Annotated in this window: 20 protein-coding genes; 5 read left to right on the top strand and 15 right to left on the bottom strand. The window is 48.2% G+C overall.

The genetic code is table 11. The annotated features are described in order from the left end of the window. Positions 1–132 precede the first annotated feature (132 nt). The 3 genes from LZU85_RS15250 (at position 133) to LZU85_RS15240 (ending at position 3,971) form a co-directional block, all read left to right on the top strand. Positions 133–1,086 carry a lactate/malate family dehydrogenase gene (locus LZU85_RS15250; RefSeq protein ID WP_176299715.1) on the top strand — a complete coding sequence of 318 codons (954 nt, stop codon included), beginning with the start codon at positions 133–135 and terminating at the stop codon, positions 1,084–1,086. Positions 1,087–1,418: 332 nt separating this feature from the next. Next, positions 1,419–2,453: an ABC transporter substrate-binding protein gene (locus tag LZU85_RS15245; protein WP_176299714.1), complete on the top strand. Its 1,035-nt coding sequence runs from the start codon at positions 1,419–1,421 to the stop codon at positions 2,451–2,453. A 186-nt stretch (positions 2,454–2,639) separates the two neighbouring features. Then, positions 2,640–3,971, top strand: coding sequence for a ferredoxin reductase family protein (locus LZU85_RS15240; protein ID WP_237287541.1), 1,332 nt, complete (start codon positions 2,640–2,642; stop codon positions 3,969–3,971). A 182-nt stretch (positions 3,972–4,153) separates the two neighbouring features. On the opposite strand, the gene LZU85_RS15235 is transcribed toward LZU85_RS15240, so the two are convergent. Further along, positions 4,154–4,843 carry a hypothetical protein gene (locus LZU85_RS15235; protein ID WP_225470382.1) on the bottom strand — a complete coding sequence of 230 codons (690 nt, stop codon included), beginning with the start codon at positions 4,841–4,843 and terminating at the stop codon, positions 4,154–4,156. Positions 4,844–5,240: 397 nt separating this feature from the next. Here LZU85_RS15235 and LZU85_RS15230 point away from each other — a divergent pair, with 397 nt between their 5' ends. Continuing rightward, entirely contained in the window at positions 5,241–6,809 is a 1,569-nt protein-coding gene (locus LZU85_RS15230) for an ATP-binding cassette domain-containing protein (RefSeq protein WP_237287540.1), read from the top strand. 36 nt (positions 6,810–6,845) lie between these two features. On the opposite strand, the gene LZU85_RS15225 is transcribed toward LZU85_RS15230, so the two are convergent. The 12 genes from LZU85_RS15225 to LZU85_RS15175 all read right to left on the bottom strand — a co-directional run bounded on the left by LZU85_RS15225 (position 6,846) and on the right by LZU85_RS15175 (position 22,978). Continuing rightward, positions 6,846–8,060, bottom strand: a complete 1,215-nt coding sequence (locus LZU85_RS15225; protein WP_011081772.1) for an aromatic amino acid transporter — start codon at positions 8,058–8,060, stop codon at positions 6,846–6,848. Positions 8,061–8,157: 97 nt separating this feature from the next. Then, the gene (gene tnaA / locus LZU85_RS15220) at positions 8,158–9,579 is read right to left on the bottom strand and encodes a tryptophanase (protein WP_011081771.1); all 1,422 of its coding nucleotides are present in this window, start codon (positions 9,577–9,579) and stop codon (positions 8,158–8,160) included. A 250-nt stretch (positions 9,580–9,829) separates the two neighbouring features. Beyond that, a complete protein-coding gene (gene tnaC, locus LZU85_RS21180) occupies positions 9,830–9,901 on the bottom strand; it encodes a tryptophanase leader peptide (protein ID WP_123776204.1) in 72 nt (23 codons plus the stop codon). Between the two features lie 281 nt (positions 9,902–10,182). After that, positions 10,183–12,417 (bottom strand): glycoside hydrolase, encoded by a 2,235-nt coding sequence (locus LZU85_RS15215; RefSeq protein ID WP_176299710.1) that lies wholly within the window; start codon positions 12,415–12,417, stop codon positions 10,183–10,185. A gap of 102 nt (positions 12,418–12,519) precedes the next feature. Further along, on the bottom strand, positions 12,520–13,350 hold the full coding sequence (locus tag LZU85_RS15210; protein WP_176299709.1) for a DUF2861 family protein: 831 nt from the start codon (positions 13,348–13,350) through the stop codon (positions 12,520–12,522). Further along, complete coding sequence (locus LZU85_RS15205) at positions 13,347–13,997, bottom strand: response regulator transcription factor (protein WP_011152559.1); 651 nt, start codon at positions 13,995–13,997, stop codon at positions 13,347–13,349. Before LZU85_RS15205 ends, LZU85_RS15210 begins: the two co-directional genes overlap by 4 nt. Beyond that, entirely contained in the window at positions 13,994–15,448 is a 1,455-nt protein-coding gene (locus LZU85_RS15200) for an ATP-binding protein (protein ID WP_176299708.1), read from the bottom strand. Before LZU85_RS15200 ends, LZU85_RS15205 begins: the two co-directional genes overlap by 4 nt. A 164-nt stretch (positions 15,449–15,612) precedes the next feature. Beyond that, positions 15,613–16,179 (bottom strand): copper-resistant cuproprotein CopI, encoded by a 567-nt coding sequence (gene copI / locus LZU85_RS15195; RefSeq protein ID WP_237287549.1) that lies wholly within the window; start codon positions 16,177–16,179, stop codon positions 15,613–15,615. A 97-nt stretch (positions 16,180–16,276) separates the two neighbouring features. Then, entirely contained in the window at positions 16,277–19,405 is a 3,129-nt protein-coding gene (locus LZU85_RS15190) for an efflux RND transporter permease subunit (RefSeq protein WP_237287536.1), read from the bottom strand. After that, positions 19,405–21,108, bottom strand: a complete 1,704-nt coding sequence (locus LZU85_RS15185) for an efflux RND transporter periplasmic adaptor subunit (RefSeq protein WP_237287534.1) — start codon at positions 21,106–21,108, stop codon at positions 19,405–19,407. Before LZU85_RS15185 ends, LZU85_RS15190 begins: the two co-directional genes overlap by 1 nt. A 19-nt stretch (positions 21,109–21,127) precedes the next feature. Continuing rightward, positions 21,128–22,495 carry a TolC family protein gene (locus tag LZU85_RS15180; protein ID WP_237287533.1) on the bottom strand — a complete coding sequence of 456 codons (1,368 nt, stop codon included), beginning with the start codon at positions 22,493–22,495 and terminating at the stop codon, positions 21,128–21,130. A gap of 90 nt (positions 22,496–22,585) precedes the next feature. Further along, complete coding sequence (locus LZU85_RS15175; RefSeq protein ID WP_103277179.1) at positions 22,586–22,978, bottom strand: hypothetical protein; 393 nt, start codon at positions 22,976–22,978, stop codon at positions 22,586–22,588. A 258-nt stretch (positions 22,979–23,236) separates the two neighbouring features. On the opposite strand from LZU85_RS15175, the gene LZU85_RS15170 reads away from it, so the two are divergent. Continuing rightward, on the top strand, positions 23,237–24,001 hold the full coding sequence (locus LZU85_RS15170) for an MBL fold metallo-hydrolase (protein ID WP_237287532.1): 765 nt from the start codon (positions 23,237–23,239) through the stop codon (positions 23,999–24,001). Between the two features lie 46 nt (positions 24,002–24,047). Here the strand turns inward: LZU85_RS15170 and LZU85_RS15165 are convergent, their stop codons facing one another. Next, the gene (locus LZU85_RS15165; RefSeq protein ID WP_176299703.1) at positions 24,048–24,476 is read right to left on the bottom strand and encodes an ATP-dependent zinc protease family protein; all 429 of its coding nucleotides are present in this window, start codon (positions 24,474–24,476) and stop codon (positions 24,048–24,050) included. Between the two features lie 63 nt (positions 24,477–24,539). Next, complete coding sequence (gene rimK, locus LZU85_RS15160) at positions 24,540–25,445, bottom strand: 30S ribosomal protein S6--L-glutamate ligase (RefSeq protein ID WP_176299702.1); 906 nt, start codon at positions 25,443–25,445, stop codon at positions 24,540–24,542. Positions 25,446–26,288: the final 843 nt, after the last annotated feature.

Below are 26,288 nucleotides of genomic sequence, written 5' to 3'. Positions count from 1 at the left end.
TCATATGTCGTTAAGAGAATGGAAGCTAGATGTTTCAACTTAATTATGTCTTATTGGCCAAATAAAATGGAAGTTAGCGGCTTAATCAGCATAAAATTGTGATCTAAGTTGTACTATGTCAGGGAATGGATGATGAAAATCGGGGTAATTGGCGCTGGCTCAGTGGGTGTGGGCATTTGTAACTATCTTCTCACGATGGGAAGTGTCAGTGAATTGGTGCTACTGGACCAGAACTTAGAGCGTGCAGAAGGGGAAGTGTTCGATTTTCGCCATACGGCTGCGCTCACTTTTTCAAAAAATACGCATATTCTCCCTACAAAAAATTATCTCGATCTCTTGGCGGCAGATATCGTTGTGATTACCGCTGGAGCACAAATTAAGCAAGGACAAACTCGCATCGACATCGCAGAAATCAACGCAAAAATTGGCGTTGATATTGCTAAACAGGTGGAACGAGTTGCACCGAACGCCATCTTAATCGTGGTTTCTAACCCTTGTGATTTGGTCAGCCACTTCATCATAAAAAATACGACATTTAAACCAAGTAAGGTGATCAGTAGTGGTTGTGTGATTGATACAGCTCGTCTGATGACGATCGTTGCCAACCGAGTGCAGTTAGACCCTAAAAATGTTTTCGGTTACGTATTGGGTGAACATGGCAGCCACTGCTTTACACCAAAGAGTCTGATTTCCATCGCAGGGCAACCCGCAGACTACTATTGCGATACCAACCATATTAAACGTATCGATGCTGACGAACTGCTTGAGTCGGTAAAACAAGCGGGATACGAAATATTTAAACGCAAACACAACACCACACATGGCATTTCTGCCAGTGTCTTTCGCATCATCCAAGCGATTATGATCAACGAGAAGTCGGTCCTACCGGTTGGGACTATGCTCACTGGCCAGTATGGCCTTCATGATGTACTGATAAGTTTGCCGACGGTAATCGGCCGTCAAGGTGTAGAGAAAGTGCTGCTTCACCCGTTTAGCCCAGAAGAAGCGGCGAGACTGCATGAGATAGCCAATGCGGTAAGTGCCGTTGTTGATCAAGTAGCTGAAGCGACAGGTTTGAATGCCTAAGCTTTCTTAAAGCATGTTGGAGAACGCCAGCAAATTTGCTGGCGTTTTCGATCTTATGAAAAAGAAAGGAATTGGCAATTTGTATGTTTGGATTGCAGGACAAGTTGTGGATGAAATCTTCATTTTTTGCTCAACTTAACGAGTGTTTTTGAGCACAAAAAAGTCGTGCTAGCACAAGCATTTTCCTCTCAGCCCTTGGTTATCAACCCTGTTTTTTCCGATAACAAATTTTTATCTTAATGAATAATTAATTTTTCTTTCAAATCATTAACAATTGCCTAATTATGCGCGTGACCCCCAGCATGGTGCTGGTATTGTTTGGACAGCAAACTATGAAGTTATTAGTCAAAGGATTGGTTCTGAGCGCGCTCGCTTTTACCTCAGCTTCTCAAGCTGATAATGAGGTAATTAACGTTTATGCTTGGGGAAGTTACTTACCAGAAGCCTCTTTAAAAGCATTCGAAAAGCAAGAAGGTGTCACGATTAATTATTCAACATTTGAAAATAATGAATCGATGTATACCAAACTCAAACTATTGAAAGGCTCGGGTTACGACGTCGTTTTTGCTTCCGCCTATTTTATTGAAAAAATGGGGCGTGAAGGCTTACTTGCAAAATTGGATCACAGCAAAATTCCTAACATGCAAGACACAATGGACGGTCTGCTCGGTCAAGCTCACGATCCTAAGAATGACTACTCTCTTCCTTACATCTGGGGGATTACCGGAATCAGCTACAACGAAAGCATGGTTGACGCACCTGTCACCCGTTGGGCAGATTTGTGGGACAAGAAATACGCACAGCAAGTAATGTTGATTGACGATATTCGTGATGTGTTTGGCATGGCGCTAAAACTGAATGGTTACAGCATCAACACGAAGAATGAAGAAGAGATCAAAAAAGCATACGACTCTTTGGTGGCGTTAAAAGGCAACGTGTTGTTGTATAACTCAGATGCTCCGCAAGTACCGTACGTTTCAGGTGAAGCTTCAGTTGGTATGCAGTGGAATGGTAACGCTTACCAAGGCCAGGTTGAGATGCCAGAGCTGAAGTTTGTGATGCCGGAAGAAGGCGCGGTGATGTGGATGGATAACTTTACCATTCCATCAGGTAGCAAACATAAAGAGATCGCGCATAAGTTTATCAACTTTATGTACCAGCCAGAGCATCAAGCAGAGATCGTAAATAGCTTGGGATATGCCTCTGCAACGAAAGCTGGACGTGCACTATTACCGGATGAACTGAGAAACAACCCAACGATTTTCCCAGCAGATGAGGATGTGAAGAAGGGTGAGTTCATTAACGACGTAGGCCCAGAAGCGTTGGCCATTTACGAGAAATACTGGCAGCGTTTAAGAGCACAATAAGCCATTATTTACTAAGGAGCGCAATGCGCTCCTTTATTATTGAGCACTATTCGCCTTGTTCTCACCCCCCTCATCAGCCAGATGAACTCTAGCACTTACCCTTTACCCAAATTTACATGCTGGCGACGTTGATTTACGTTAGGATTGTTACTCTAAAATAACCTTATAATTTAAGTGGATTTGGTTATGGACAGAGTAAAACAATCGATAGGGATAGCCGTCGTCATCGTGACGCTTTTGTGGTTGCAAGCCGAACCTTCGCTTTTCTCTTCACAAAATGTGTTTCAATGGCGCTCAGCCTTCGTTCAATACTCCGGCATCTTGGCACTTATGATGTTCTCTGTCGCTATGGTGCTCGCGTTGCGCCTTCCGACCATTGAGCGTTGGACTCAGGGAATCGACAAAGGGTATCGGATCCACAAATGGTTGGGTATTGCGGGTTTATCGCTCGGTGTGTTTCATTGGTTTACCTACCATTTACCTAAATGGTTAATCTCTCTCGACCTGCTGGAAAAACCGGTTCGCTTCGATGGCAGTGGCCCACATGGCCAGCTTTCTGAATGGGGCGTTTGGTTAAAACAAGCGAAACCTGTCGCTATGGCGATGGGGGAATGGGGATTTTATCTGCTGATTGTCTTAGTCGTGGTGTCGTTATGGTCGGCCGTGAAGTACAAATCCTTCCGCTTGAGTCATCAATTGATGCTAGTCGCTTACCTGTTCATTGCCGCGCACGCTTTTATTTTGCTGAAAAAAGCCTATCTGGGCACGCCTATTTATTGGGTCACGTTATTGTTTTTAAGCGTGGGAAGCTTGGCTGCGCTCTACAGTTTATTTGGATTGATAGGTAAGAAAGTACGCTATGCTGCCCAAGTGACTCGAATCCATTATTGCCCGAATAGCCAAACGTTGGATCTGACTGTCGCAGTTGAAAACCGATGGAAAGGACACAAAGCAGGTCAGTTTGTTTATCTACGTTTTGCTGGTGAAGAGCCTCATCCCTTTACCATTGCCAGTGCGGCGCAAGGCAATCAACTGCGTTTTCTTATTAAAGAACTGGGCGATTTTACCACCGGTTTACGCGATCGAATCCGCGTTGGTGAGCGGCTTGAAATCGAAGGGCCTTACGGTCAGTTTGATTTCTCGGCAAATAAAGCGCAGATCTGGATTGGTGGTGGCGTTGGGATTGCCCCGTTTATGGCTGGTTTAGACGCCTTAGCGGCAATAGAACATTCCCGGCGCGTGCATCTTTTCTTCTGTTGCCAGAAAGTGGATCCGCAGATGTGTGAAGAACTTAAGCGTAAAGCGCACACCGCTCACGCTTCACTGACCATTATCGATGCGAGCGTGGACCCATTATTGACTGCGGAAGACATTGCTAAGCAATGCGGTGACCTGCGCGACTATGATTTCTACTTCTGCGGGCCTGTGGCGTTCTCGCATGCCTTAAAGCAAGCGCTAAAACTTTATCGGGTCGATATCCATCAGCGCTTCCACGAAGAGTGGTTTGTGATGCGCTAACAAGAGAAAACGCAGCTTGAAATGGCTGCGTTTGTTGATTTAAACGGTGCTGATATTGAAGAAACCACGCGTCGTTTCCATTGGGGTAAATAACGAAACGTCTAGGAAACAAGGGAAGAGAGCATCTCTTCCCTAAATGACACAGATTAACACCGATTTATTGGTGTAGATTTAGATGGGTTTTAGAATAAAACGGTAAGGTGAATATCGAAGCCACTGCCATCAAAAGTCTCGCCTGTTGAGGAAACTTCATACTCGATATTGGTGTATTTTGCACCAACCGCGATTTGGCCAAGAGCCCCAGGCGCAAACGCGTATTCATATTGCACCACCAAGCCGGCTGCATCATCGAATTCTACTTCGCCGCTGCAGATCCCGCTTACATTACACTCATAGCTAACCGCGGTGTGATAGGTAAACCCGGCACCCAATTTGTGGTTGCTTAAGCTCTTGAAAACTGTGAACTCAACAGGAACTCGGCTGAATGAGATATCACCGTTTGACGCATCAATGGTGTCAAATTTGTAACCTAGGGTGCCACGCAACAAGAAATCTTGTGGAAGCGCTAAATCCGCCCCGCCAAAAATAGAGATACCTTCGTTCGCTTTTATATCATCGCTATCGCCATTGACGAAAACGCCTTCACCCAGTTTATCGCCTCCAAAGCCATATCCAATGCCGACTACTCCTGTCAATACATTCGCACTTGCATACGAAGAGGCCAATAAGCCCAACAGAAAAACTTTAGATAATGCCAACTTTTTCACACAAATTTCCTTATTGATATTTAACGTATTTTTAATAACTATGCGATTGAAATAATAGGTATATTTTATGTGCATAGAGACAGGCGAAAATACCACAATACTCATTTGTTGCATTTATGATTTATCAAATACTTATCAATTGTCACAAAGATATTCTTATTGATTATTTTGTTTTTATTCATTGATTTAGAGCTTCATTATTTAGTTTTTTGTTGTGTGTTGATTCATGAGTTGCACTTGACATCTCGTTTGTTCAATTGTTAACCTCTCGCCATCCTTTCTTGCGGAGATAACGCCTACATGAACATCTAACTTCCCTATATTCCGATGATCTTTATTCATTCGGCTCTTGGAGTTAGTCGGCGTTATTGCGTTTCTGTTGTACATCTTGTTTTCCTATGCTTCGATTTTCGTGTAGGTGCCTTTGAGGCATAACACGAGAGGACATGCGTAATTATGCTTACTGACTTCTTACCTTTCTTTGAATCGTAAGGGGGTCTCTATGCCCGTTATTCACGCTCAGCAACTGAGCTATCAATTAAACAGCGGTGAATGGTTATTTCACCATCTTGATTTTCAACTTGCCGAGGGACGAACGGCATTGGTGGGCCGAAATGGTGTGGGTAAGTCTGTTCTGCTGCAATTGCTGGTGGGGCAAAGAGCGCCCACGTCAGGGCACGTGGTTGCTCATGGACGAATTGGCTACTACTCGCAACAAGCATCCGATCAAAAGCCACAAGGCTCTATTGCACAATACCTTGGTATCAGCAAAAAACTGAATGCCCTCAAGCAAATAGAAAAGGGCAGTGTGGATCCACTCCATTTTGAACAGCTGGAAGAAGATTGGCAGATTGAGCACACCACGCAAGCTTTGCTTGATGAGCTCAGGATCACGCAACCACTTGATGCCAGTTGCCAGCAACTTAGCGGTGGACAGCTTGCGATGCTTACTTTAAAGCGCTTGTTTTTGGGGGACAATGAGGTGTTGATCCTCGATGAGCCGAGCAACCATCTCGACCACATTGGTAAACAATGGTTGATTGAGCAAATTAGGCACGAGTCGCGGCCAATCTTGTTGGTGAGCCATGACCGCGCTTTGTTGATGGCGGTTGATCGAGTAGTGCGTTTGACGTCAGAAGGGTTGCACTGGTTTGATGGTCACTATGCACAATATCAGCAGCAATGGCAGGCGCAACAAGAGGCGGTGACTCGCAAGCTCAATCACCTTCAACGTGAACAAAAAGCGATACAACGCGAGATACAAAAGAGCAAAGAGAAAGCGCAGAAGCGAGAAAGCCAAGGTAAGAAAAAGCGTGCGTCTGGTAGCCAACCCAAAATATTGACAGACGGCATGAAAAACAGCGCTGAAAATAGCCGTGCGAGTGCCAATATCAAGGTGCAAAATCAACTTAAGCGAAATCAGCATCTGCAACACAATTTAAAGCAGAAGTTGGTGCTAGAAGAAGAGCCAAAGTTGTACTTGTCTGAAACGCATGAGCACAAAAAGAGGACGTTACTGAATGTGACGGATTATCGAACGCAAGGGCTCACGCACACACCTCTCTCGTTTCAGCTCAAACAAGGAGAGCGCTGCCGTTTGTTTGGTGCCAATGGCGTGGGGAAAAGTCGGCTACTGAAAGCGCTGACAGGTCTTCACGAGGAATACAGTGGTGAGATTTGCCGTTATGCGCCTGCGGTTTATCTTGACCAACATTACCAAATCATCAATCTTCAGCTCTCTTTGCTGGAAAATCTCACCCACTTTTGCTCAGGGATAACCAGCAATGAGGCTCGTCTGCTGCTTGCTGGGATCGGTTTTCGTCGAGATAGCGTTGATCGGCAAGCGGCACATCTAAGCGGCGGTGAGAAAATGAAATTGGCGATGTTGATGGTAAGCCATGTACCCAACCAGTCTCTGCTACTGTTGGATGAACCAGACAATCATCTCGATTTGGAATCCAAACAGGCATTGGCTCACGCGCTGGCCCACTACCAAGGCGCACTCATTTTGGTGAGTCACGACGATCATTTTGTCGCTGAGGCGCAAATTACGCGGAGTTGGCATTTGTAACAAAAAGCCAGCCACCTGAGGTGGCTGGCGTTATCTTTACCCCGTAAATGTGGGCAGCATGTTGGCCATGGCCAGCATATGGAAGATGGCGGTTAACACACCAAAACCCAGTACCAGAACGAGGACTGACATGCCTCCTGGTACCACAAAGCCTTGATAGCCATTCTCCATCGAACGAGATTTGTAGGCGAGCAGTACTGGGATAATACAAGCCCAGACGGTGGCCGCCGCGCCAGCATAACCAATGGCAATAATGAAGCCAAACGGGAACAGTAGCGACAAGATCAACGGTGGAAGAAACGTCACCAGCCAAGTTTTGCTTCTGCCACGTTTGCAGTTGCCAAACTTAAACAGATCAGCCAAGAAATCAAACACCCCTAATCCAACGCCAATGAAAGAGGAGAGAATCGCCGCCATCGAGAATGCGTTGATCGCTTGCGAGACCTTCTCTGATTCAATCACCGAACCCAGCGCTTTGAGCAACACATCGACATTGCCACCTTGTTCGATCACCGAGCCAAACTCTGAGCGAGGTAAGTTGCCGAAGATGCTCAGTAACCATAAGAAATAGAGGCTAAGCGCAATAATCGTTCCGCCAAGAATGGCGTATTTGGCTTTTCGTTCTTCGCCGTAATAAGAGCGCATAGAAGAGACGGAATGGTGATAACCAAAAGAGGTTAGAGCAACGGGAAGCATCGCCATGGCGTAGGGAGCGTAATCGGCATTCTCATTGATGGTATCGAATAAAACGGAGGTTTTGACGTTGATCGCTAACCCAGAAACGCCAAAGATAAAACTGAGAACCATAAAGACAATGAGAATGACCGAGATACGGTCAACCGCGCGTGTTGAATGCCAAACAAAGGCCGAAAATACCGCAACGAACAAGATAGAGGCCACTTTACTGTCTATTTGCAGAACATCTTGCAAGATAAGACCAGAAGAAGTGATGTAAGCGTACAGCAAAATGCCACCCACAAAGTAAACCATCAAATTGTTGAACCAGTTTACTTTGCTGCCGAGCATATCTTTGGTGACAGTATTGAAGGAGACCCGCAGTTCGTAGTGTTTAAACGCTTCGAGCAGTAGCCAACCAGATAGCGTCATGACGACCATGGTAAGAGTGAGAGCCAATAGAGACCAGAGCGTCCACGCGCCAGCCCCTGCACTGGGGAGGCCGAGCATTCCAGCGCCGACACAGACGCTGGCAATAATGCACGCTCCCCCAATTAACGAGGGTTGCTTTGACATGATAATAATCCTTGAGTTTCACGTTATTGTTTAATTTATCGTTATCTTTTTTTGGCCAAAAAAACGCAGCCACGGTAGGGCTGCGTTTTGGCGAGTGTTATGCGTCGATTTCTTTCAGTCGCGCGGTAAAGTGACGAAGGACCTGCGGCTCATAGGTGAACTCGAGTCCTTTGACGTTTGCCGCATTCGCTTTGACTTTACCAAATGCTTCGATGATGAAATCCATGTGCGTTTGAGTATACGTGGCGCGTGGAATGGTTAAGCGCAGTAACTCTGCAGGACACGGGTGCTGCTTGCCTGTCGCGGGATCGCGCCCGAGTAGCAGCGAGCCGATTTCGACCGCGCGGATACCCGCGACTTTATAAAGCTCGCACGCTAAAGCATGGGCAGGGAACTGATCGGCAGGAATATGAGGAAGCAGTTTACCCGCATCAACAAAGGCCGCGTGCCCACCAGCTTGCTGGCAAACCACACCAATGCTTTCGAGGCCATTGACCAAATATTCCACCTGGTTAATTCGGTAGGCTAGCCAGTCTTGGCGCATACCATCGTATAGACCCACTGCTAAGCGCTCCATCGCACCGCCTTCTAAGCCACCATAAGTGGGGAAGCCTTCTTGAACCACACACAAGGTGCGGCATTCAGTATAAACATCAAGGAAGCTTTCATCTTTGAAGCAAAGCAGACCGCCCATTTGTACCATGGCGTCTTTCTTCGCTGACATGGCCAAACCATCAGCGTATTTGTAGCTTTCGCGGGTGATTTCCTCGATGCTCCAGTTTTGATAATCCTTTTCGCGTTGCTGAATGAAATAGGCGTTTTCGGCAAAACGGGCAGAGTCCATGATCACTGGGATATCGTAACGTTTAGCAATCTCGTACACCGCTTTTAAGTTGGCAAGTGACACCGGTTGGCCGCCAGCAGAGTTACAGGTAATGGTGCTGACGATGTATGGCACATTGGCTGGGCCCGCTTCGAGAATCGCCTCTTCCAGCTTTTCTAAATCAAAATTGCCTTTAAAGTCGGCTTTCACGCCAGTATCAAAGGCTTCCTCGGTGTAGACGTTTTTCGCCACACAGCAGTTAATTTGCGTGTGACCTTGGGTGGTATCGAAGAAGTAGTTTGACAAGGCGACCATCTTAGAGCGATCCAATCCCTTTTCGATTTCACGTTTTTTGATCAACACAGGAATGTAGATCTGCTCTGCACCACGGCCTTGGTGTGTCGGAATGGTGAATTCGTAACCAAAAATGTCTTTTACGGCGTTGGCCAATGCATGATAACTGCGGCTGCCACTGTACGCTTCATCACCACGGAACATCGCCGCTTGCATATCTTGAGTGATGGCCCCTGTGCCACTGTCGGTCAGCAAGTCGATAAAGACATCTTCACTATCCAGTAGGAAAGGGTTCATGCCCGCTTTTAAAATTGCTTCTTCGCGATACTCGCGAGTGGTGCGTTTTACTGGCTCAATAACGCGAATACGAAAGGGTTCTGGAAGATGCTTAAAATTATCCATAATAGTTTCCTGAAATTTTAAATATACTTATTACCTCAAGAATAGTTTGTTAATTCTCGAGTGTTTTAAATTGATTGAAAATACCAGTGTATAAACGCGAAATATCATATTAAGCGCCAGGCTAATAACTGGTAAGAACAAGTGGATAAATTAAAATTCAATGACTAGAAAGTGTACTAATAAACTAGTATGCGAGTTTTATTGCATTAAGTAATATCTAATGTATTGAAAATTAATTTAATTGTAGGAATTAAGCAGGAAAGAAGAACGCGATTTTATAATCGAGTGTAAACCAGAGACTAGAAGTGTTGTGTGTGGTCATAATATTCACCTAATTGAAATGAACCATTTCAGACTCATAGTCATTATGTATGAAAAAATTCCCCCGTCATCATTGTGATTATAAAAGTGAGAGATCTTAGACAAAATAAAAGTAATAAAGGGGTTAGTTAAGATAAAATCTTTCGTTGCCTTACCTAATTTAGTCGGTAAATAAATGAAAAATATAAACAAGATCGCCAGACACTTAGTCTGGCAAACTGGTCAACCCAAGAGATCACTTTGGATGAGGTAAAGCAATCATGTGTTGTAATATGTAGGAATTCATCGCATAGGTTGCCAACTAAAGCTCTTTCCATTACTCAACGTAGCTAGTAGCGTGTGGGGCGTTATGGTGTGTCCGTGTGTTAACCTAAATGGTTGTGTGCTGAAATTGGCGATCAAGATTGACCCGTCACTAAAACGTGTTTGTTGCACTTGGCCTTGCTTATCCAGCCAGCGAAAATCAATCAAGGCTTTATCCCACAACTGCTCATGCAAGGGCAAAAACCCTTGTTGATAGTGCTTAAGTTGCTCGATACGCGCGGAGTTTTTACGCGTTTCATCACGGCTTAAATGCACCATCGCCGGAGTGTTAAACAGCATGGCACGCAAATCACGCACGGCTTTGACATTGGAAAACTTTAAACTATCGCTGTGCCAGTGGTGGCTACTGATCAGCTCATCATGAAACACCACTTGATAGAGCGGCACTTTGTACTCTGGGGCAAACAGTAAGCTGCGATAGGGCTCTTTAACTTGCGCTGATTTAAAGAAAAAATCCGGCTTTTCATCGGGATACCACTTGCCCAAATAATAGGGTGACTGTTTGTCACTCTTCATCGCTTTGTCTGTCCAGCCAAAGCCGACCGTTTCCATACCATGAGCAAACACCAGCCCTTGAGTGGTCAGGGCATTGCCATCTTCCGATCCCAAAATCAGCGTCGGCGTGTTTGCAATATCCTGCATTCGGGTGTTAAAGGCGGCTAGCATCGCGGTTTCGTTGCTGCGCGAGCGGTAATCTTCCCGCGCCATGGCGGTGCCATCCACATCGAGAAACAGGCTGTTAAAGCGCCCGAAATGGAGAATATCTTGCACGCGCTGTTTAACGTAACCGAGTTCACAGGCGGGATTGAGATAAAAGCCGTTACCGCGAAAGCCCAGTTGTAACGTGCCATCGGCTTTTTCAATCGCGCAGTTTTCGCGCATGCGATCCGGCAGCTGCGCGGTCAGCCAACTGTCGTTGATGCCTTTTTCAATCGCGGTGTTGTATGAGTCATACACGCCAATCAAATAGCCGGCTTGTTTGGCGCTATCGACCACTTGCGGCTGATAAAAGGCTGGCATCCAGTTATCAAGACCTAGCCAGAGTTTGCTTAATCCTGCTTGCTGAAGGGTGCTGATCATGGGTTGCGCTAACCCTTGTCCCCATTGATCGCTTGGTTTGAGGTATGCGCCAGCGTGTTCAGTCAGCCACGCTTTGCGCTGCTGCGCGGCTTGGTACTGCGCTTGAATCGACAATGGGTCGGCGTTGAGCTTTTGGTTTAAGGCTTGGCTTATCTCTCCGACCAGTAATTTTTTCTGATACTGATTAAGCCAGTCTGGGCCTTTTTTTAGGCTCGCCAATTCCTTTTGTAATTCTGGTGAAGGGGTAAACTCAGAGCGCCAAAACCAATCGCGCAGTCCCCACCAATCCACCACATCTTGCACTGCGATTAAATCACGCCCGAATAGATAGACGTGGCTTGCGCCAATCATTTTTTCGATCTGCGGATTTGCCTTGCGTTTTTCCGCAAGTGAAACACGCAGCCCCGCGGCTTCGCGCCAGTCGCGATACGCTTTGGCTCCGGCCAGCATCTCATCGCCCACGGTGATGCGCACGCTAAAAGGCTCACTTTGGTTCAGCAGGGTAAACCAGTGCTCCGCTTGTAAGTCCAACTTATTTTGCTGCTCACTAAAGTGCAGCTGGTTATTGGTGGCGTTGAGCAGTTGATAGCTGATGAAGCGTTCGCCCTGCTGCGCGCTCCAGAACGGCATTTTGAGATCTTGCGTGGTATTGGCGCCCGAATGATTGTCTATCAAATAGCGTGTCCAAGTCGGGTTATCGGTCGGCACTCGCATTCCTTCGTCAAACGGCAGTAACAGCGTTTGGGTCGATGCTTCACTGAGATCAAACCAGCGCAGTGCTTGAGGTGCTTGGCGTTCAATCCCACGAGCACTTGGCCAGCGAAAATCGATGTTCAACCCTTGTTGCAACTGCGCAGACACTTGCACGCCACTTGGCTTGAGTGTCCATGAGGCTTGCTCGGCGCTTTGGGTTACTTGCGTTGCCTGTTGCGTCTGCCCGTCAATCTGTAGGCTGCCTTGGTTGATGGCGAAAGTTTGCGAGTCTTGCTTGAGGCTGATGGCCAGTGTGTCGGGGTCAATCTGCCAGTGCTGATCGCCCTGTTCTAAGGTCAACGCAAAGCTCTGCGCGCTCACCAGCAGCAGTAGCCCCAGTGGGGAAAAGGTCAATTTCATATCGGTCTCCTATCGAGTAACCCAGATATTTAACCTTGTCTATCGATGAGTTTTGTCACCAGTATGTCTTTCCCACTTTGCCTGAACAAAGTGAAAGGTGGTTTAGTCAATCGGTATCGTCAGGCGCTGCATTTGCTCCACGCGAATGGTGCCTTGGTATTCACTTTGGATAACGCTGAGGCTACGCCAGCGCGCTTGAGAAGGGGCGGTGGGTGGGGCAGGAGGCTGATCACGGTTGACGGTTTGTGAGTGTAGCAGAGTAAAGTTTTGATCAAAAAATTGCCAACGAGCTAGTGACGATGCGCAGCCCGAAGGCGTGGCGGGGAAGCGGATAGTGAGATCGGCCGTGCTGGATTGTTCAATCCACGGTGTGTTGGAAGGAGCCGAAATCAACAGCGCCATGCGCTGCTCGCCCAGCGTGAGCCAATAGACACCTGCGGCATACGGCGAAAGCAGATCGCGACTTTCCACTTCGGCGTAATCGGCCGGCGCAAGCTCTGCCGCTAACAAGGTTGCACCTTGCGCAGAAGCCAGACGCACCGCCAGCGGCTGGGTGAGGTTTTCGGCGCTCAGCCTCACTTGGTAGCCTTGAAAGGTCTGATTGAACTTATGAATAAACGTCACCGCAATCGCGAGATCGTTAGGCGATGTGCTTGGAAGTGCTTGTCCGCATTGGGTTTGACTGAGAATGGCCTCTTTAATTAGTTGCCAAAAAGGCTCGGCTACGGGCGTGGTAGACAGTGTGTGGATGAGCTCGTGCCACGCTTGCGTGGGATGCCCATCAACCAATAGCTGGTAACTGCTTTGCAGCGGTGTGGTGCGAAACCAAGGATGGGTGGGGCTTGGCGGCGTTTCCGCTAGCGCGGCGCCGCTTACTAACGCGCTGAGCATACCAAGTCGCACAATGTGATTGCGAAAAGAGGCGCAGATCATACGGCGGCTCCTTTGAGGCGATAACCGACGCCGCGCAGTGTCTCGATATCCAGTTGCGGCAGTTTTTGTCGCAAATGCAAAATGTGGTTATCCACGGTGCGCGTGGTCGGGAATGATTGATAACCCCAAATAAGATTGAGCAGTTCATCACGGTGATAAACGCGCCCCGGATTTTGCAATAGCATCAACAGCAGTTGAAACTCTTTCGGTTTGAGCTCAACCGGCGTTTGGTTATGCAGCACAGATCGATTAGCCACATCGACCACAATATCCGCGTAGCTGAGTACGCTACTGCCGAGCGGGCGCAGTTGCGCTTCGATGCGTGCCAGCAACTCTTGGTGGGAAAAGGGCTTGAGCACATAATCTTTCGCGCCAGCTTTGAGCCCTTCAATCCGTTGTTCCACTTCAATTTTGGCGGTCAGTACGATCACCGGCAGGGCTTTGAGCATCAACCAGTGCGGCAGATGTTTCAGGCTGTCACCATCGTGCAATTGCCGATCCAAAATCACCAGATCGGTACTGAACCAGTGCTTTTCGACCTGTTGGCTCTGCGTTATCCATTCGCATGCATAACCATGGTCATGCAGATAATCGCGCAGACCTTGGCCGAGTAAGGTGTCATCTTCAATCAGCAAAATACGCTTCATAGCGGCAGCTCCAAAATACAACGGGTTGGATGACGACGGATAACCAGTTTGCCGCCCATTTGGGTGATGAGTTTTCGCACCAACTGTAAGCCAACGCCCATGTTATCTGTGTTTGGGCGAGAGTGAGTGTCTTGATGCCTCGAAAGTCGTTTGCACAGACGTTGGTAGAAAGAGGGAAATTCACCGCAATCTTCCACTTCAATGCGCAGTGTTTGTGCAACCACACTCACCGTCAGGCGAATGGGCGGCACGCCATGCTGCTTGGCATTGCTGAGTAAGTTGGTGACGCACAGCCCAAGCCAGTAATAAGGTAGTGCCAGTATTGAGTCGTGTTTGAGATGAAGCTCAACCTCAAAGCCCTCGATACAATGCTCGATGAAGTCACTCAACTGCGCTGGATGGCGCGCCATGCTGTCGTGGCTTGGGCTCAAGTAGTGGCGACTTGTCTCGCTCAACTGCGTCAGCCGTTGATGGTCGGCCATTAATCGCCATAAGCTCTCGTGCGCCTGAGGGGATAATTGATCAAATTGGTTGCGTAGTGATTCGACGGTCAACCCTAAACTGGTGATGGGCGTGCGCAGTTCGTGAGTCAGCAGTTGCAAAATAAAGCGCCGCTCGCGCCCTTCTTGATAGCGCAGCCAAAGTGAACGAAGCGCCGCGCCAAATGCAAGCAACACGCCGATAACCAAACCGCTATACAGCAGCGCATGATTGCTAACGCGCTGATTAAAGCAGAGGTTGCTGTAACGCTCATCACAACGCTTTTGTGCTTGATAAGGCTCCAGCGTGAATGGTAATGGTGCGGTGAGTGCGTGCCACTGCACGCTCGAAAGCACATGCCAGCCCGCTTCACTGCTTAGCCACAGCTCATCATTTGGCGCAAGATAGAGACGAAAACCATTGAGCAGTGCATCCACCCCTGCACCGCCCGGTCGTTGCCACAAGGCATGCAGCGGATGATAGCGGCTCGCCAAAGTAAAACGTGTTGGATGCGTCGAAGCAAAGCTTGCCTGTTCTGAATCCGGTAAGTGTTCAATATAGCGATCTGCGTAGCTGCCTCCCGCCGGATGTTGCCACGCAACACGTTGAAACCACTCTGCGCCGAGCGGCGTTTGGCGACATAACGCCAACTCAAATTCGACAGCCTTCGCCAAATACAGCGAAGAGGAGTTTCGCGGTTGGCACTGCTTGGCCATGGTGGCTAAATCCGCGATGTCTTGCCAAGTATATTGAGTAAAATCAGGATATTGACTGTGGCTGCTGAGCAGCGGAAATGGGTATTGATTGAGGGTTTGGCTAGTCACCAGTGGCGAGCTTTGCTGCTCAAGTGCTGCGCGATAAAAAATCGACCATCGCTGAGTCTCAGATAGATCAACATTGGCCAGTGCGGGCACAGTCCATAAGCCATACATTATGAGGGTTAACCAACGGTAAGTCAGCATCAAGGTCATGATCTAAACACTTAGAATTGGGTTCATGCCAATAGTAGTGTCTCAAGACGGATATTTGTAATCTCTATGTCAACAAATGTGTTGTTCAGAGCAAAACGAGCGGCAGATTTTTCGCTTTAGGTAGGAGGCCCACCGCTCGATTGGTTAAAAGTAAAACGATGCGCTTATAACTCGATGCTTTTCACCATACCCGCTTCGGCGTGACCAGGGATGTTACAGGCAAACTCGACTTTGTTATCACCATGGAAATGCCACAACAGCTGTTTGGCTTTGCCTGGTTGAACCGTCACAGTACTGCCGCTGTCATGTGCATGGCTACCCATTTGTTTCATCATTTCACGGTGTTTTAGCTGCTCTGCCGCGGAGCCAATTGAAAACTCATGGTCAATTTTGCCTGTGTTCATCACAACGAACTGCACCACGTCGTTTGGCTCAATCGTCACTTCTTTTTTGAAGGTGATTTTCATGTCATCACTCAACATCACGTGCACCACTTTATCAGGCTTCGCCCCTTTTGCTGGCATGCCAACGTCAGACATGCCTTCCATACCCATCATTGATGAGTGATCCATTTTCATGCTGCCTTCTTTCATGTTGCCGTGATCCATTTTGCTGTGGTCCACTTTTCCATGATCCATCTTTGAATGGTCCATTTTGGAGTGATCCATGGTGTTGGCCAATGCCGCGGTGGCAGAGAAAGTCAGTGCGGCTGCAATCAGTGTTTTTGTCATCTTGTTCATGGTGGTTTCCTTTTTAAGTCGTGTTCTTTTGTTTTCTGTTGTTGATTGTTTTGCTAAGGGGCAGTAAGCAAGCACTGCCCCTGATTTTTTATTCGGTTTTGGTCAATTCGGCGCTCTTCCATAACTTAAAGATGGCAGGGAGAACCAACAGCGTTAGCAGAAGTGCTGAAGCCATGCCACCAATCATTGGGGCCGCGATACGCTGCATCACTTCAGAGCCCGTGCCTTCACCGTACATGATTGGGATAAGGCCAATGATCACCGTTAGCACTGTCATCATGACTGGGCGCACACGTAAGCCAGCGCCTTCGCGGATCGCGTCGGTGAGATCTTGTGCAACGAGTGACAGTTTGTGTTCTTCAGCGTGAAGCTTTTTGTAATGCCACGCTTGGTTTAGGTAGACGAGCATGATGACGCCGATTTCCACCGCTACTCCGGCCAGTGCGATAAAGCCGACCCCCACCGCAATGGAGAAGTTGTAACCGAGGTAATGCATCAGCCACAGTCCGCCCACCATCGCCAGAGGGAGCGTCGCCATGATGATCAGTACTTCGCCAACGCGACGGAAGCTGAAGTACAACAGCAGCATGATGATGGCCAGCGTAATTGGCACCACGACACTGAGTCGCTCTTTAGCACGTTCCATATATTCATACTGACCAGACCAAGCGAGTGAATAGCCTGCGGGAAGTTCAAGCTGCTCTGCCACCACGGTTTGCGCTTCTTGTACGTAAGACCCCAAATCGCGACCATCAATATCGACAAACACCCAGCCGTTTGGACGCGCGTTTTCGGTTTTGATCATCGGTGGGCCATCTTCATAGCGAATGTCTGCCACATCGGCGAGTGCAATGCGTGCTCCGTTGGGCGTTACCAGTGGTAGGTTTTGCAGTTTGACCACGGAATCACGGTAGTCTTGCGGATAACGCACATTGATGGGGTAACGCTCCAGACCTTCAATGGTTTCTCCTACGTTCATGCCGCCAACCGCGGTGGAAATCACTTGTTGAACATCTTTAATGCTCAAACCGTAACGTGCTGCTGCTTTACGTTTGATGTCGATGGTGACATAACGTCCACCCGCAACACGCTCAGCGTAAACAGAGGCGGTGCCTTGCACGCCTTTGAGGATCGGTTCGAGTTGTGAGCCGATCTGCTCGATCACTTTCAAGTCAGGACCGGCGATCTTAATGCCGATCGGTGTTTTGATGCCTGTGGCAAGCATGTCGATGCGGGTTTTGATGGGCATCACCCATGCGTTGGTTAAGCCCGGGAACTGAACAAGGTTATCAAACTCCTTGCGAAGTGATTCTGTCGTCACGCCTTCACGCCATTGGTCGCGCGGTTTGAGCTGGATAACCGTCTCGATCATCGTCAGTGGCGCGGGATCGGTTGCGGTATCGGCACGGCCAATTTTTCCCCACACCGTTTCCACTTCCGGTACGGTTTTGATCAGCTTGTTGGTTTGTTGCAAGAGCTCACGCGCTTTACCGATGGAAATGCCCGGATAAGTGGTTGGCATGTACATCAAGTCGCCTTCATCCAATGGCGGGATAAATTCACTGCCCAATTTACTGGTTGGATAGTAAGCCGAGGCCATCAGTCCCAACGCCAGCACGATCATCGATTTTGGGTACTTAAGACTTAAGCTCAGCAGTGGGCGATAGAGCGAAACCAATCCTTTGTTGACCGGGTTTTTGTGTTCAGGCAGTACGTTACCACGAATAAAGTACCCCATGAGCACGGGTACAAGTGTAATCGCTAGACCCGCTGCCGCCGCCATTGCGTAGGTTTTGGTGAAGGCAAGTGGCGAGAACATCTTGCCTTCTTGGCCTTCCAGTGCGAACACGGGAACAAAGCTTAACGTAATGATAAGCAGTGAGAAGAACAGCGGTGCGCCGACTTCTTCGGCCGCTTTACCAATCACTTGCCAGCGGTTTTTATCCGTAAGCGGTGTGCGTTCAATGTGCTTGTGGACGTTTTCGATCATTACGATCGCCCCATCCACCATGGCCCCAATCGCAATGGCGATGCCACCGAGAGACATGATGTTGGCGTTAATTCCTTGCCAGTGCATGACAATAAAGGCAGAGAGAATACCGACAGGGAGACTCAGTGCGATGACCAAGGATGAACGGATGTGGAACAAGAACAGCGCACAGACCACTGCCACCACAATGAACTCTTCGGCGAGTTTTTTCCAAAGATTTTCAACCGCCGCATTGATCAGGGTCGAGCGATCGTAAGTCGACACGATTTCCACGCCTTCTGGTAGGCTGCGTTGCAGGTCTGCCAATTTTGCTTTGACGTTGTCGATCACTTGGCTGGCGTTCTCGCCAAAACGCATCACGATCACGCCACCCACAGCTTCCCCTTCACCATTAAATTCAGAGATGCCGCGGCGCATTTGTGGGCCAATGTTGATATCGGCAATGTCACCGAGGAGCAGTGGTGTGCCTTTATCGGTCACTTTAAGCGGTAGGGACTGAATATCCTCAACGCTGCTGAGATAGCCCGTGGTGCGCACCATGTGCTCGGCTTCTGCCACCTCAATCACGGAGGCGCCCGTTTCTTGGTTGCCGTTCTGAATCGCCATGTTGACTTGCTGCAACGTTAAATTGTAAGCACGCAATTTCGCAGGATCGATCTGCACTTGGTATTGTTTGACCATGCCGCCAACGGTGGCGACTTCCGACACTCCTTCGACGGTTTGCAGCTCATACTTTAGGAACCAGTCTTGTAGGCTTCGTAGCTGAGCCAAATCATGCTTACCTGTTTTGTCTTGCAGTACGTAGCTGTAGATCCAGCCTACACCTGTCGCATCGGGGCCGAGTGTCGGCTTGGCATTGGGTGGCAGTTTTGGCGCCACTTGGCTTAAATACTCCAAAACGCGAGAGCGCGCCCAATACATGTCGGTTTTATCGTTGAAGATGATGTAGACGTAGGAATCACCAAAAAACGAGTAACCGCGCACCGTTTCTGCCCCCGGCACCGCTAACATGGCGGTGGTGAGTGGGTAGGTAACTTGATCTTCCACGACCTGCGGCGCTTGACCTGGGTAACTGGTTTTGATGATCACCTGGACATCGGAAAGGTCGGGTAGGGCGTCAACGGGCGTGTTTTTAACGCTGTACAGCCCGCCCAGAGTAAGAAATAGCGTGGCTATCAACACCAGAAAACGGTTGTTGAGAGACCAACGAATGATCGCTGCTATCATTATTGACCTCCCATCACTTCAAGCTGTTTCAACTGGTAGTCAGAGCCTTCTTTGGCGACTAGAAAGCGCACTTTTTGCCCCTCCTCAAATCCCGACAAGTTGATTTCGTCACCCACAGAGAAGTTGATTTCGCCTGCTTGCCAGTTCCACTCTGTAACGGGAAGGTGACTCAGCGTGACCATGCCAAAATCCGCCATCAACATGGAGATATCCCCACTGAGCCAAACTTCAGACGCAATGACGCTGTTGTCTGCCTTGATAGCGACGATTTGGTATTGGCCGTCGTCGGTTTTTTGCATTTCGAATTCGATGGCTTGTCCTTTGGCAAGACCCGTTAAATCCACCCCTTGCGCGGCGTTGAAATTCATCGTCATGCCGGGCCAGTTCCACTCTGGTACAGGCTGGTGGTTAATGGTTAACATGCCGTGTTCGACCATAAGATCGGTGATTTCACCTTTGGCCCACGCGGTTTCTGCTGGCGCTTCAACACCATTAATACGAGAGAGGTCAGCGCTTTGGCTCGATTCCGAATCAAGCATAAAGTGCGCAGAGGTGACAATGCGATCCCCTTGGTTTAAGCCTTGGAGCACTTCCACTTTGTCATCGGCTTCTCGGCCAGTTTCGATGCGTGCTGAGCGGTATTTGCCCTCACCTTCCGCCAAAACCACGCGCGTCATGCCACCTGAGCGGATCACCGAAGATTTTGGTACAGTGAGCACTTCGGAGTCGCTGACGGGCTGCAAGGTAATGTTGGCGAACATGTTTGGTTTGAGTTCGCCATTTGGGTTGGCAAACTTAAGACGCATGCGCAATGTGCGTGTTTTCGGATCAAGAATTGGGTAAACGTAGTCGACCTCACCTTGCCAAGCTTTGCCGGGCAGTGCATCCAACGTCATGCTCGCTTGGCTACCATTAGTTAACCAGTGTGCTTGTCGCTCGAACACTTCCGCATCTACCCACACTTCATTAAGAGGGCCGGCACTGATGACCGCTTGTGCGGGTGACAAGTAGCCACCCTCGCGAATGTTGAGACTGGCGATAACGCCATTAGCGAGCGCTTTGATCTCGATGGTTTGTGATGCTTTACCACGACGAATCACTTGGTTGATCTGTTCGCGGTCGACGCCCAAAGAAAGTAATCGCTCAGTCGCGCCTTTAACCAGCCCATCACGGCCAGTGCGTTTGGCATTGAGCAGCTCTTCTTGCGCTTTGACTAGTTCAGGAGAGTACAAGGTAAAGAGAACCTCGCCCTTTTTCACCTGCTCACCCACGGCGTTGATATACAGTTTTTCCACCCAACCGGACACGCGCACGTTGGTCTGCCACAGCTGACTTTCGTCAAACGCTATGTAACCCACGGTTTCGATGCGTGGTGATAGCTTGGCCAGTTCGACTGCGGCCGTTTTTACCCCTAGGTTGTTTTCAACTGAAGGGTCGATCTTCACCGTTCCGGGCTTGTCGTTTGCCCCAGCGAGATCGTCGGCATAGACGGGAATGAGATCCATCCCCATAGGTGACTTGCCGGGTTTATCGCGTTTGTAATTTGGGTCCATTGGCGCAACCCAATACAGCGGCTCATTACTTGCTTTGATGTCGGTAGCAGCCATGGCACTCATGTCATGACCATTGAAATATTGGTTAGCCGTAAAACCGAGTGCACCGCCAATCAGTAGGGCAACCGTTGCGATTTGTAGTGATTTCATTCTGTAATTCCTTGGCAAATTAGCGACGGTTCACGTCAATATCAGCGAGTTCGGGTTGGGCGACGGTATAGGTGAAGCCGCCAAGCAACATCGCAAGATTACTGTTCACTTGATTGAGGTCGGTGAGAAGGCGCTGCGACTCCAACTCCACTGCCAACTCATCTCTGGTTGCAGCGATCACGTCGTTAAATTGTGCAGTGCTGTTTTGGTAGCCCCGTTCAACGGCTTTGGTGCGCGCTTTGGCTTGTTCAAGTAAGGTATTTTGGTAGCGTTCAAGGCGCTGTTCGAGATTGCTTCTATCCACCAATAACGCGTTCACTTTGGCGTTCATCTGTGCCAGGAGGAGATCTTTTTGCGACTGAGCCGCACCCACTTGATATTGGGCCGCAGCGTGCGCTCGGTCTTGACGATTTCCGGTAAACAGTGGGATATCCATTGTGAGATACGCGCTAACCAGATCGGAGGCGGGTTCCCCCTTCATATTGTTGGCTTGGCGGTAGGCATACATCACTTCGACACCAAATTGAGGGGTGTAAGATTGCTCGGCAAGTTCTACTTGCGTTTGGCTGACCGCAATATTGGCATTGGCCATTTGCACCATCGGATGTTGGGCCAATAGGGCGAAGTGCTGAGTCGTGGATGACGCCGACAATAAATGCTCTAACGTATCCCAATTGAGTTGGTTACTCGCTTTGAGATCGCGTTGTTGATACAGCCATTCGCTGCCGAGCCATTCGGACATTTGTGACAGAATGCGGTGTTGCATCTGCTGGTTGGCTTGCAGCTTTTCTTCTAATTGGCTGACTTGCAACTGTGCATTGAGCAGGTCCTGGGCTTCACTCTTACCAATCGAATAGTTGGTGCTAATGAAACTTTCTAGCTCACGCATTAAGCGCTGATTTTCAAGCAAAACGCGCTCTGCTTGCTGTTGATAGCCGAGCTCCAGCCAGAGTTGGGTGATGCCATTAGCTACTTCGCGCTCTCGCGCTGCCACTTGCAAAGCCATGCCATCTGCTTGTTGTGATGCCTTTTTACTTTGCAACTCAAGAGTAGAACCACGTTCAAATTGCTGCATTAGGCCGACAGAAATGTTGGTCATTGGGTCTTCGTCGAACTTAAAGCTATCGACAGGTAAACCACCAAAGCCCACTTTCAGTTTGGGATCCATCAAGGTAGAGGCTGCAACGCCACGTTCCCGCATGGCTTGTGATTGGGCAAAAATCTGCTTGCGGCTGGCGTCATTCGCCAGAGCCTGTTCAATCAGCAGGGTTAAAGGATCGCTCTGTGAGAGCAACTGACCTGTTGTGGCAGTTGAAGACTGCGCCATCACTGGAGTTGCAACCAGAGCGGAAACGCTGATACACAGCGCCAATAAGCTTGGTTTCATTTTTATAATCCAATCTGCACGTCAAAAAGCGACGTGAAAATACACACCACAGCTCGTTAGAGCTTGTGATACGACATATTGATGATCGGATTAGGCTATTGGGGGCCGATAGAGAGATTGCTGTCTTTCAATAGACCAAGCCGTTGATTCACGAGGGATCAGCGCCATGTGATAAGAGACAGGTAAGGAGTGCGCAGTTTGAGGCAAAAACGCAAAGACACTGACACAAGCCGCAGTACAGCAATTGTGTATCGATGGGGCGTCTGTGGCGCAGTGGTTGGTTGGCGTCTTAGCTGCTTGATTGCTTTCGGCTTGAGAGTTTGCCGATTGATGGCTTCCAGAGTGCATCGCGTGGGGATCAATCACCTTCACGCTCATACCACAATCGGATGTCATTGTGCTTTGAGACTGCACTGCGCTTAGCATCTGAAAAGTCATTAAAGGCGCGCTGGAGGCAAAACTTGAGCTCAGCATGGCAAACATACTGATAAAGGTTATCCAGAATATGCGAAGAGAAGAGAAACGCATGTCGTGCCTTTAATGAAAAACTTAGCGCCACTCTAAAGCTTTACCCTAGGGTAAGGTCAAGCGTAGATTACTTAAAGTTTGATATCACAGGGTTTGTGAACCAGTGCAGACGTGCCACGGTTTTGCTGCTAACTTATTGGTCAGACCAGAGGCTTAAGGAAAGAGCCTTATCAGCGCTGTAAACAGGCGCGAATGCAATAAAAAGGATATTTTGTGCAATTACATACGATTAAAGGCTATATCCAAATCATGTACTTGGCGGAGTACGCGGACAAACTGCTGCTGCTTGACGGTGCAAGTCGAGCGGATATTCCTTATCTGCGCCGTTTCATTGAACAGGACTTAGGGCGTTCTTTTTGTGATTTGAAAGTGGTTGTGGTGACACACATGCATCCAGATCATGCGGGTGGTGCGCATCGATTACGTCAGTTGACGGGATGCCAAGTCGTGGCGGCAAATCGAGATCTCGATTGGTATCATGGTGTTGATGGCTGGTTGATGCATCTGGCTGACTTGCTGTTGGCAGCGTGGATGGCAAATCGGTTAAAAAAGCCATGGCGCAATCTATGGTATTCACGTGCGTTAAATCCGGATCACAAGCTCAATGATGGTGAATGCATTCCGGAGTTTCCTGAGTGGGTTGTGCTTGAAACGCCCGGTCATACCGATCGAGATTTGTCGGTGTATCATGCAGAAAAGGGGATTCTGTATGTGGCGGATTTGATGGTTGAAGTGAAAAAAAAACTCATCGCGCCATTTCCCATTTTCCATCCCAACCAATATCGCGCTTCATTAAAGCGAGTTTTTCACATGCAGCCGACAACCTTGCTGTTAGCGCATGGCGGAGAGCGTAAGTTTGATCTCGCCGCATACCAACATATTTTGGACACCACCCCCCAGCGCCCAGTGACTCACTGGCGAGTGACAAAAATCAAGCTACGTGGTTTGTGGCGTTCGCTTTGGAAAAAGAGCCAATAAAAAACGGAGAGCCGAAGCTCTCCGTGGAATGAGATAACAAATCTCGTTAGTTGGCCAAAATGTGTGACTGGCTTGGGTCAACCAATACGCGATCAGCCATGCCTTGGCGACCCAACAGCATCATGTAAGTCATGTCTTGGCGATTACTCAAGGTAATGTCAATTGGCCACTCTTGATCAGCGAGACGAAGAGTCGTTGTGATCACACAGCGATGTTCATACGTGCCGTTTGATGATTTGACCTTTCTATTGCCTTTCAATCTAGCGATGCAGCGTACCGTTTTTGCTAGATTGTAAACATCTGGGTGAAGATCGAACTCAACGTACTGTTTGCCGTTCTTCTTTATACAGATCAAATTATCCACGTGCAGAGAAGAAGTCTGCGCGCCAGTGTCAATACGTGTCTCTAGGTGAGTAATCCCTAACTCTGGTAAGCAGACAGCTTCAGTATTTCCGATGATCAGTTTCTGAGTCATAGTCATTATCCAAGCTTGCTTCGCAATTTTAAGAATAGTGGAAGTCTGGCTTCCACCGCGTCATTAACCTCTACCTTTGGTACGGTTTGAATTTGGTTTGGCGTTCTTCTCGATAAATTCGTAAATCATTCCAGCGATGTCTTTTTTCGTCGCTTGTTCAATGCCTTCTAAGCCAGGAGAAGAGTTGACTTCCATAACCACAGGGCCATTTTTAGATTGAAGAATATCAACACCACACAAGTTTAGCCCCATCACTTTCGCCGCATTAATGGCGGTTGCGCGCTCTTCTTTGCTCAAACGAATCAATTGCGCGCTGCCACCACGGTGTAAGTTAGAACGGAACTCGCCTTCTTTCGCTTGACGTTTCATCGCGGCAATCACTTTGTTGCCCACAACAAAACAGCGAATGTCTGCACCTTTGGCTTCTTCAATGAACTCTTGTACCATAATGTTAGCTTTTAAGCCCATGAAGGCTTCAATGACACTTTCTGCCGCTTTATTGGTCTCAGCCAATACTACGCCAATGCCTTGCGTGCCTTCCAGTAACTTAATCACCAAAGGTGCGCCGCCCACATTGCGGATCACGTCTTGGATATTGTCTGGGTGGTGTGCAAAACCAGTACGCGGTAAGCCAATACCTTTGCGAGAGAGCAGCTGCAAAGAGCGCAGTTTGTCACGAGAGCGACTGATGGCGACCGATTCATTAATACAGAAGGTGCCCATCATTTCAAACTGACGTACCACCGCCGTGCCGTAAAAAGTCACGGACGCACCGATACGAGGAATAATGGCATCATACTCTGGCAACTCTTCACCCTTATAGCGGATCTTAGGGTTGTTACTCGTAATATCCATATAGCAGTGCAATGTGTCGATTACATCGACCACATGTCCACGTGCTTCACCAGCCTGTTTGAGGCGCATGGTGGAATACAGATTCTCATTACGAGAAAGAATAGCAATACGCATGGCATTTCCTTAGTAAGTCAGTACCAGTTATAAATAATTGTAGGATAAAGCGAACAGGTTTAAATGATGTGACATGAGCCTAATAAATAGGTTAACCCGCCGCTAATACGATTCAGGAGTGTGGTAGAACACCACATCGTTTAGAGGTGCGCACCTTAGTTTTTTTTATTACTTGATGAAAACGAAAAAAAGTCATCGTCAAGACAAAAAAAATCTATCGCTATTACGCCCTTGCTGTATCGAAGTGTCAAGAGCTGAAATCAAAAACTTTGTTTAATGTCTAGGGTTTAGATTGAGGGAAATATAGACATCCAGCCATCTATCTTGAGATCTGTGTCGCATAAATGGCGGTTGTTATTAATAAATGAGATTTTATTGGCGGGCTTATAAAATAAAACCCCGCCTGGTTTCCCAAGCGGGGTCTATTCTCTTTCGCAGCAATCCAGCTACTGATAGTGCTCCCTGCATCTATCCATGATATTGGTTAAATCCTTTAACCTAATCCTTTGTCCATCGCCTTCCTAGCGGTGTCCTTCCTGGCCTGTCATCCTGACGGGCGTAACTCTATCCCAGAGTGTCACTTCCTTGCTGATAACTCGTCCTAAGTCATCAAATCTTCATCCTGAAGATACCCAATCCGTTAGGCTTTGTTCCTGTTCCCGCCAACATCCTGTTGACGAAGACAGTATTGAATTTTTGCGGATGGACAGCAATTGGCTAACAAGGTTTTTTTTTCTGTAGTTTTAATGGATTAATTTATTAATTCAATAAATACATGCGCTTATGTATTTCCCTTCTCTTTTCTCTTGTCGATAAAAAGTAAAAGGCTTACATCCTTTGTAA

Origin of the sequence: Vibrio floridensis, from assembly GCF_021852965.1 — a bacterium.
Classification (GTDB): Bacteria; Pseudomonadota; Gammaproteobacteria; order Enterobacterales; family Vibrionaceae; genus Vibrio; species Vibrio floridensis.
Note: the sequence above shows the minus strand (reverse complement) of the source record. Positions and strands in the feature narration are given on the sequence as shown.

Bases quoted from the DNA above. Each gene is read 5' to 3' on its own strand.
- LZU85_RS15250 (WP_176299715.1), top strand. From the start codon at position 133: ATGAAAATCGGGGTAATTGGCGCTGGCTCAGTGGGTGTGGGCATTTGT.
- LZU85_RS15245 (WP_176299714.1), top strand. From the start codon at position 1,419: ATGAAGTTATTAGTCAAAGGATTGGTTCTGAGCGCGCTCGCTTTTACC.
- LZU85_RS15240 (WP_237287541.1), top strand. From the start codon at position 2,640: ATGGACAGAGTAAAACAATCGATAGGGATAGCCGTCGTCATCGTGACG.
- LZU85_RS15235 (WP_225470382.1), bottom strand. From the start codon at position 4,843: ATGAGTATTGTGGTATTTTCGCCTGTCTCTATGCACATAAAATATACC.
- LZU85_RS15230 (WP_237287540.1), top strand. From the start codon at position 5,241: ATGCCCGTTATTCACGCTCAGCAACTGAGCTATCAATTAAACAGCGGT.
- LZU85_RS15225 (WP_011081772.1), bottom strand. From the start codon at position 8,060: ATGTCAAAGCAACCCTCGTTAATTGGGGGAGCGTGCATTATTGCCAGC.
- tnaA (WP_011081771.1), bottom strand. From the start codon at position 9,579: ATGGATAATTTTAAGCATCTTCCAGAACCCTTTCGTATTCGCGTTATT.
- LZU85_RS15215 (WP_176299710.1), bottom strand. From the start codon at position 12,417: ATGAAATTGACCTTTTCCCCACTGGGGCTACTGCTGCTGGTGAGCGCG.
- LZU85_RS15210 (WP_176299709.1), bottom strand. From the start codon at position 13,350: ATGATCTGCGCCTCTTTTCGCAATCACATTGTGCGACTTGGTATGCTC.
- LZU85_RS15205 (WP_011152559.1), bottom strand. From the start codon at position 13,997: ATGAAGCGTATTTTGCTGATTGAAGATGACACCTTACTCGGCCAAGGT.
- LZU85_RS15200 (WP_176299708.1), bottom strand. From the start codon at position 15,448: ATGACCTTGATGCTGACTTACCGTTGGTTAACCCTCATAATGTATGGC.
- copI (WP_237287549.1), bottom strand. From the start codon at position 16,179: ATGACAAAAACACTGATTGCAGCCGCACTGACTTTCTCTGCCACCGCG.
- LZU85_RS15190 (WP_237287536.1), bottom strand. From the start codon at position 19,405: ATGATAGCAGCGATCATTCGTTGGTCTCTCAACAACCGTTTTCTGGTG.
- LZU85_RS15185 (WP_237287534.1), bottom strand. From the start codon at position 21,108: ATGAAATCACTACAAATCGCAACGGTTGCCCTACTGATTGGCGGTGCA.
- LZU85_RS15180 (WP_237287533.1), bottom strand. From the start codon at position 22,495: ATGAAACCAAGCTTATTGGCGCTGTGTATCAGCGTTTCCGCTCTGGTT.
- LZU85_RS15175 (WP_103277179.1), bottom strand. From the start codon at position 22,978: ATGTTTGCCATGCTGAGCTCAAGTTTTGCCTCCAGCGCGCCTTTAATG.
- LZU85_RS15165 (WP_176299703.1), bottom strand. From the start codon at position 24,476: ATGACTCAGAAACTGATCATCGGAAATACTGAAGCTGTCTGCTTACCA.
- rimK (WP_176299702.1), bottom strand. From the start codon at position 25,445: ATGCGTATTGCTATTCTTTCTCGTAATGAGAATCTGTATTCCACCATG.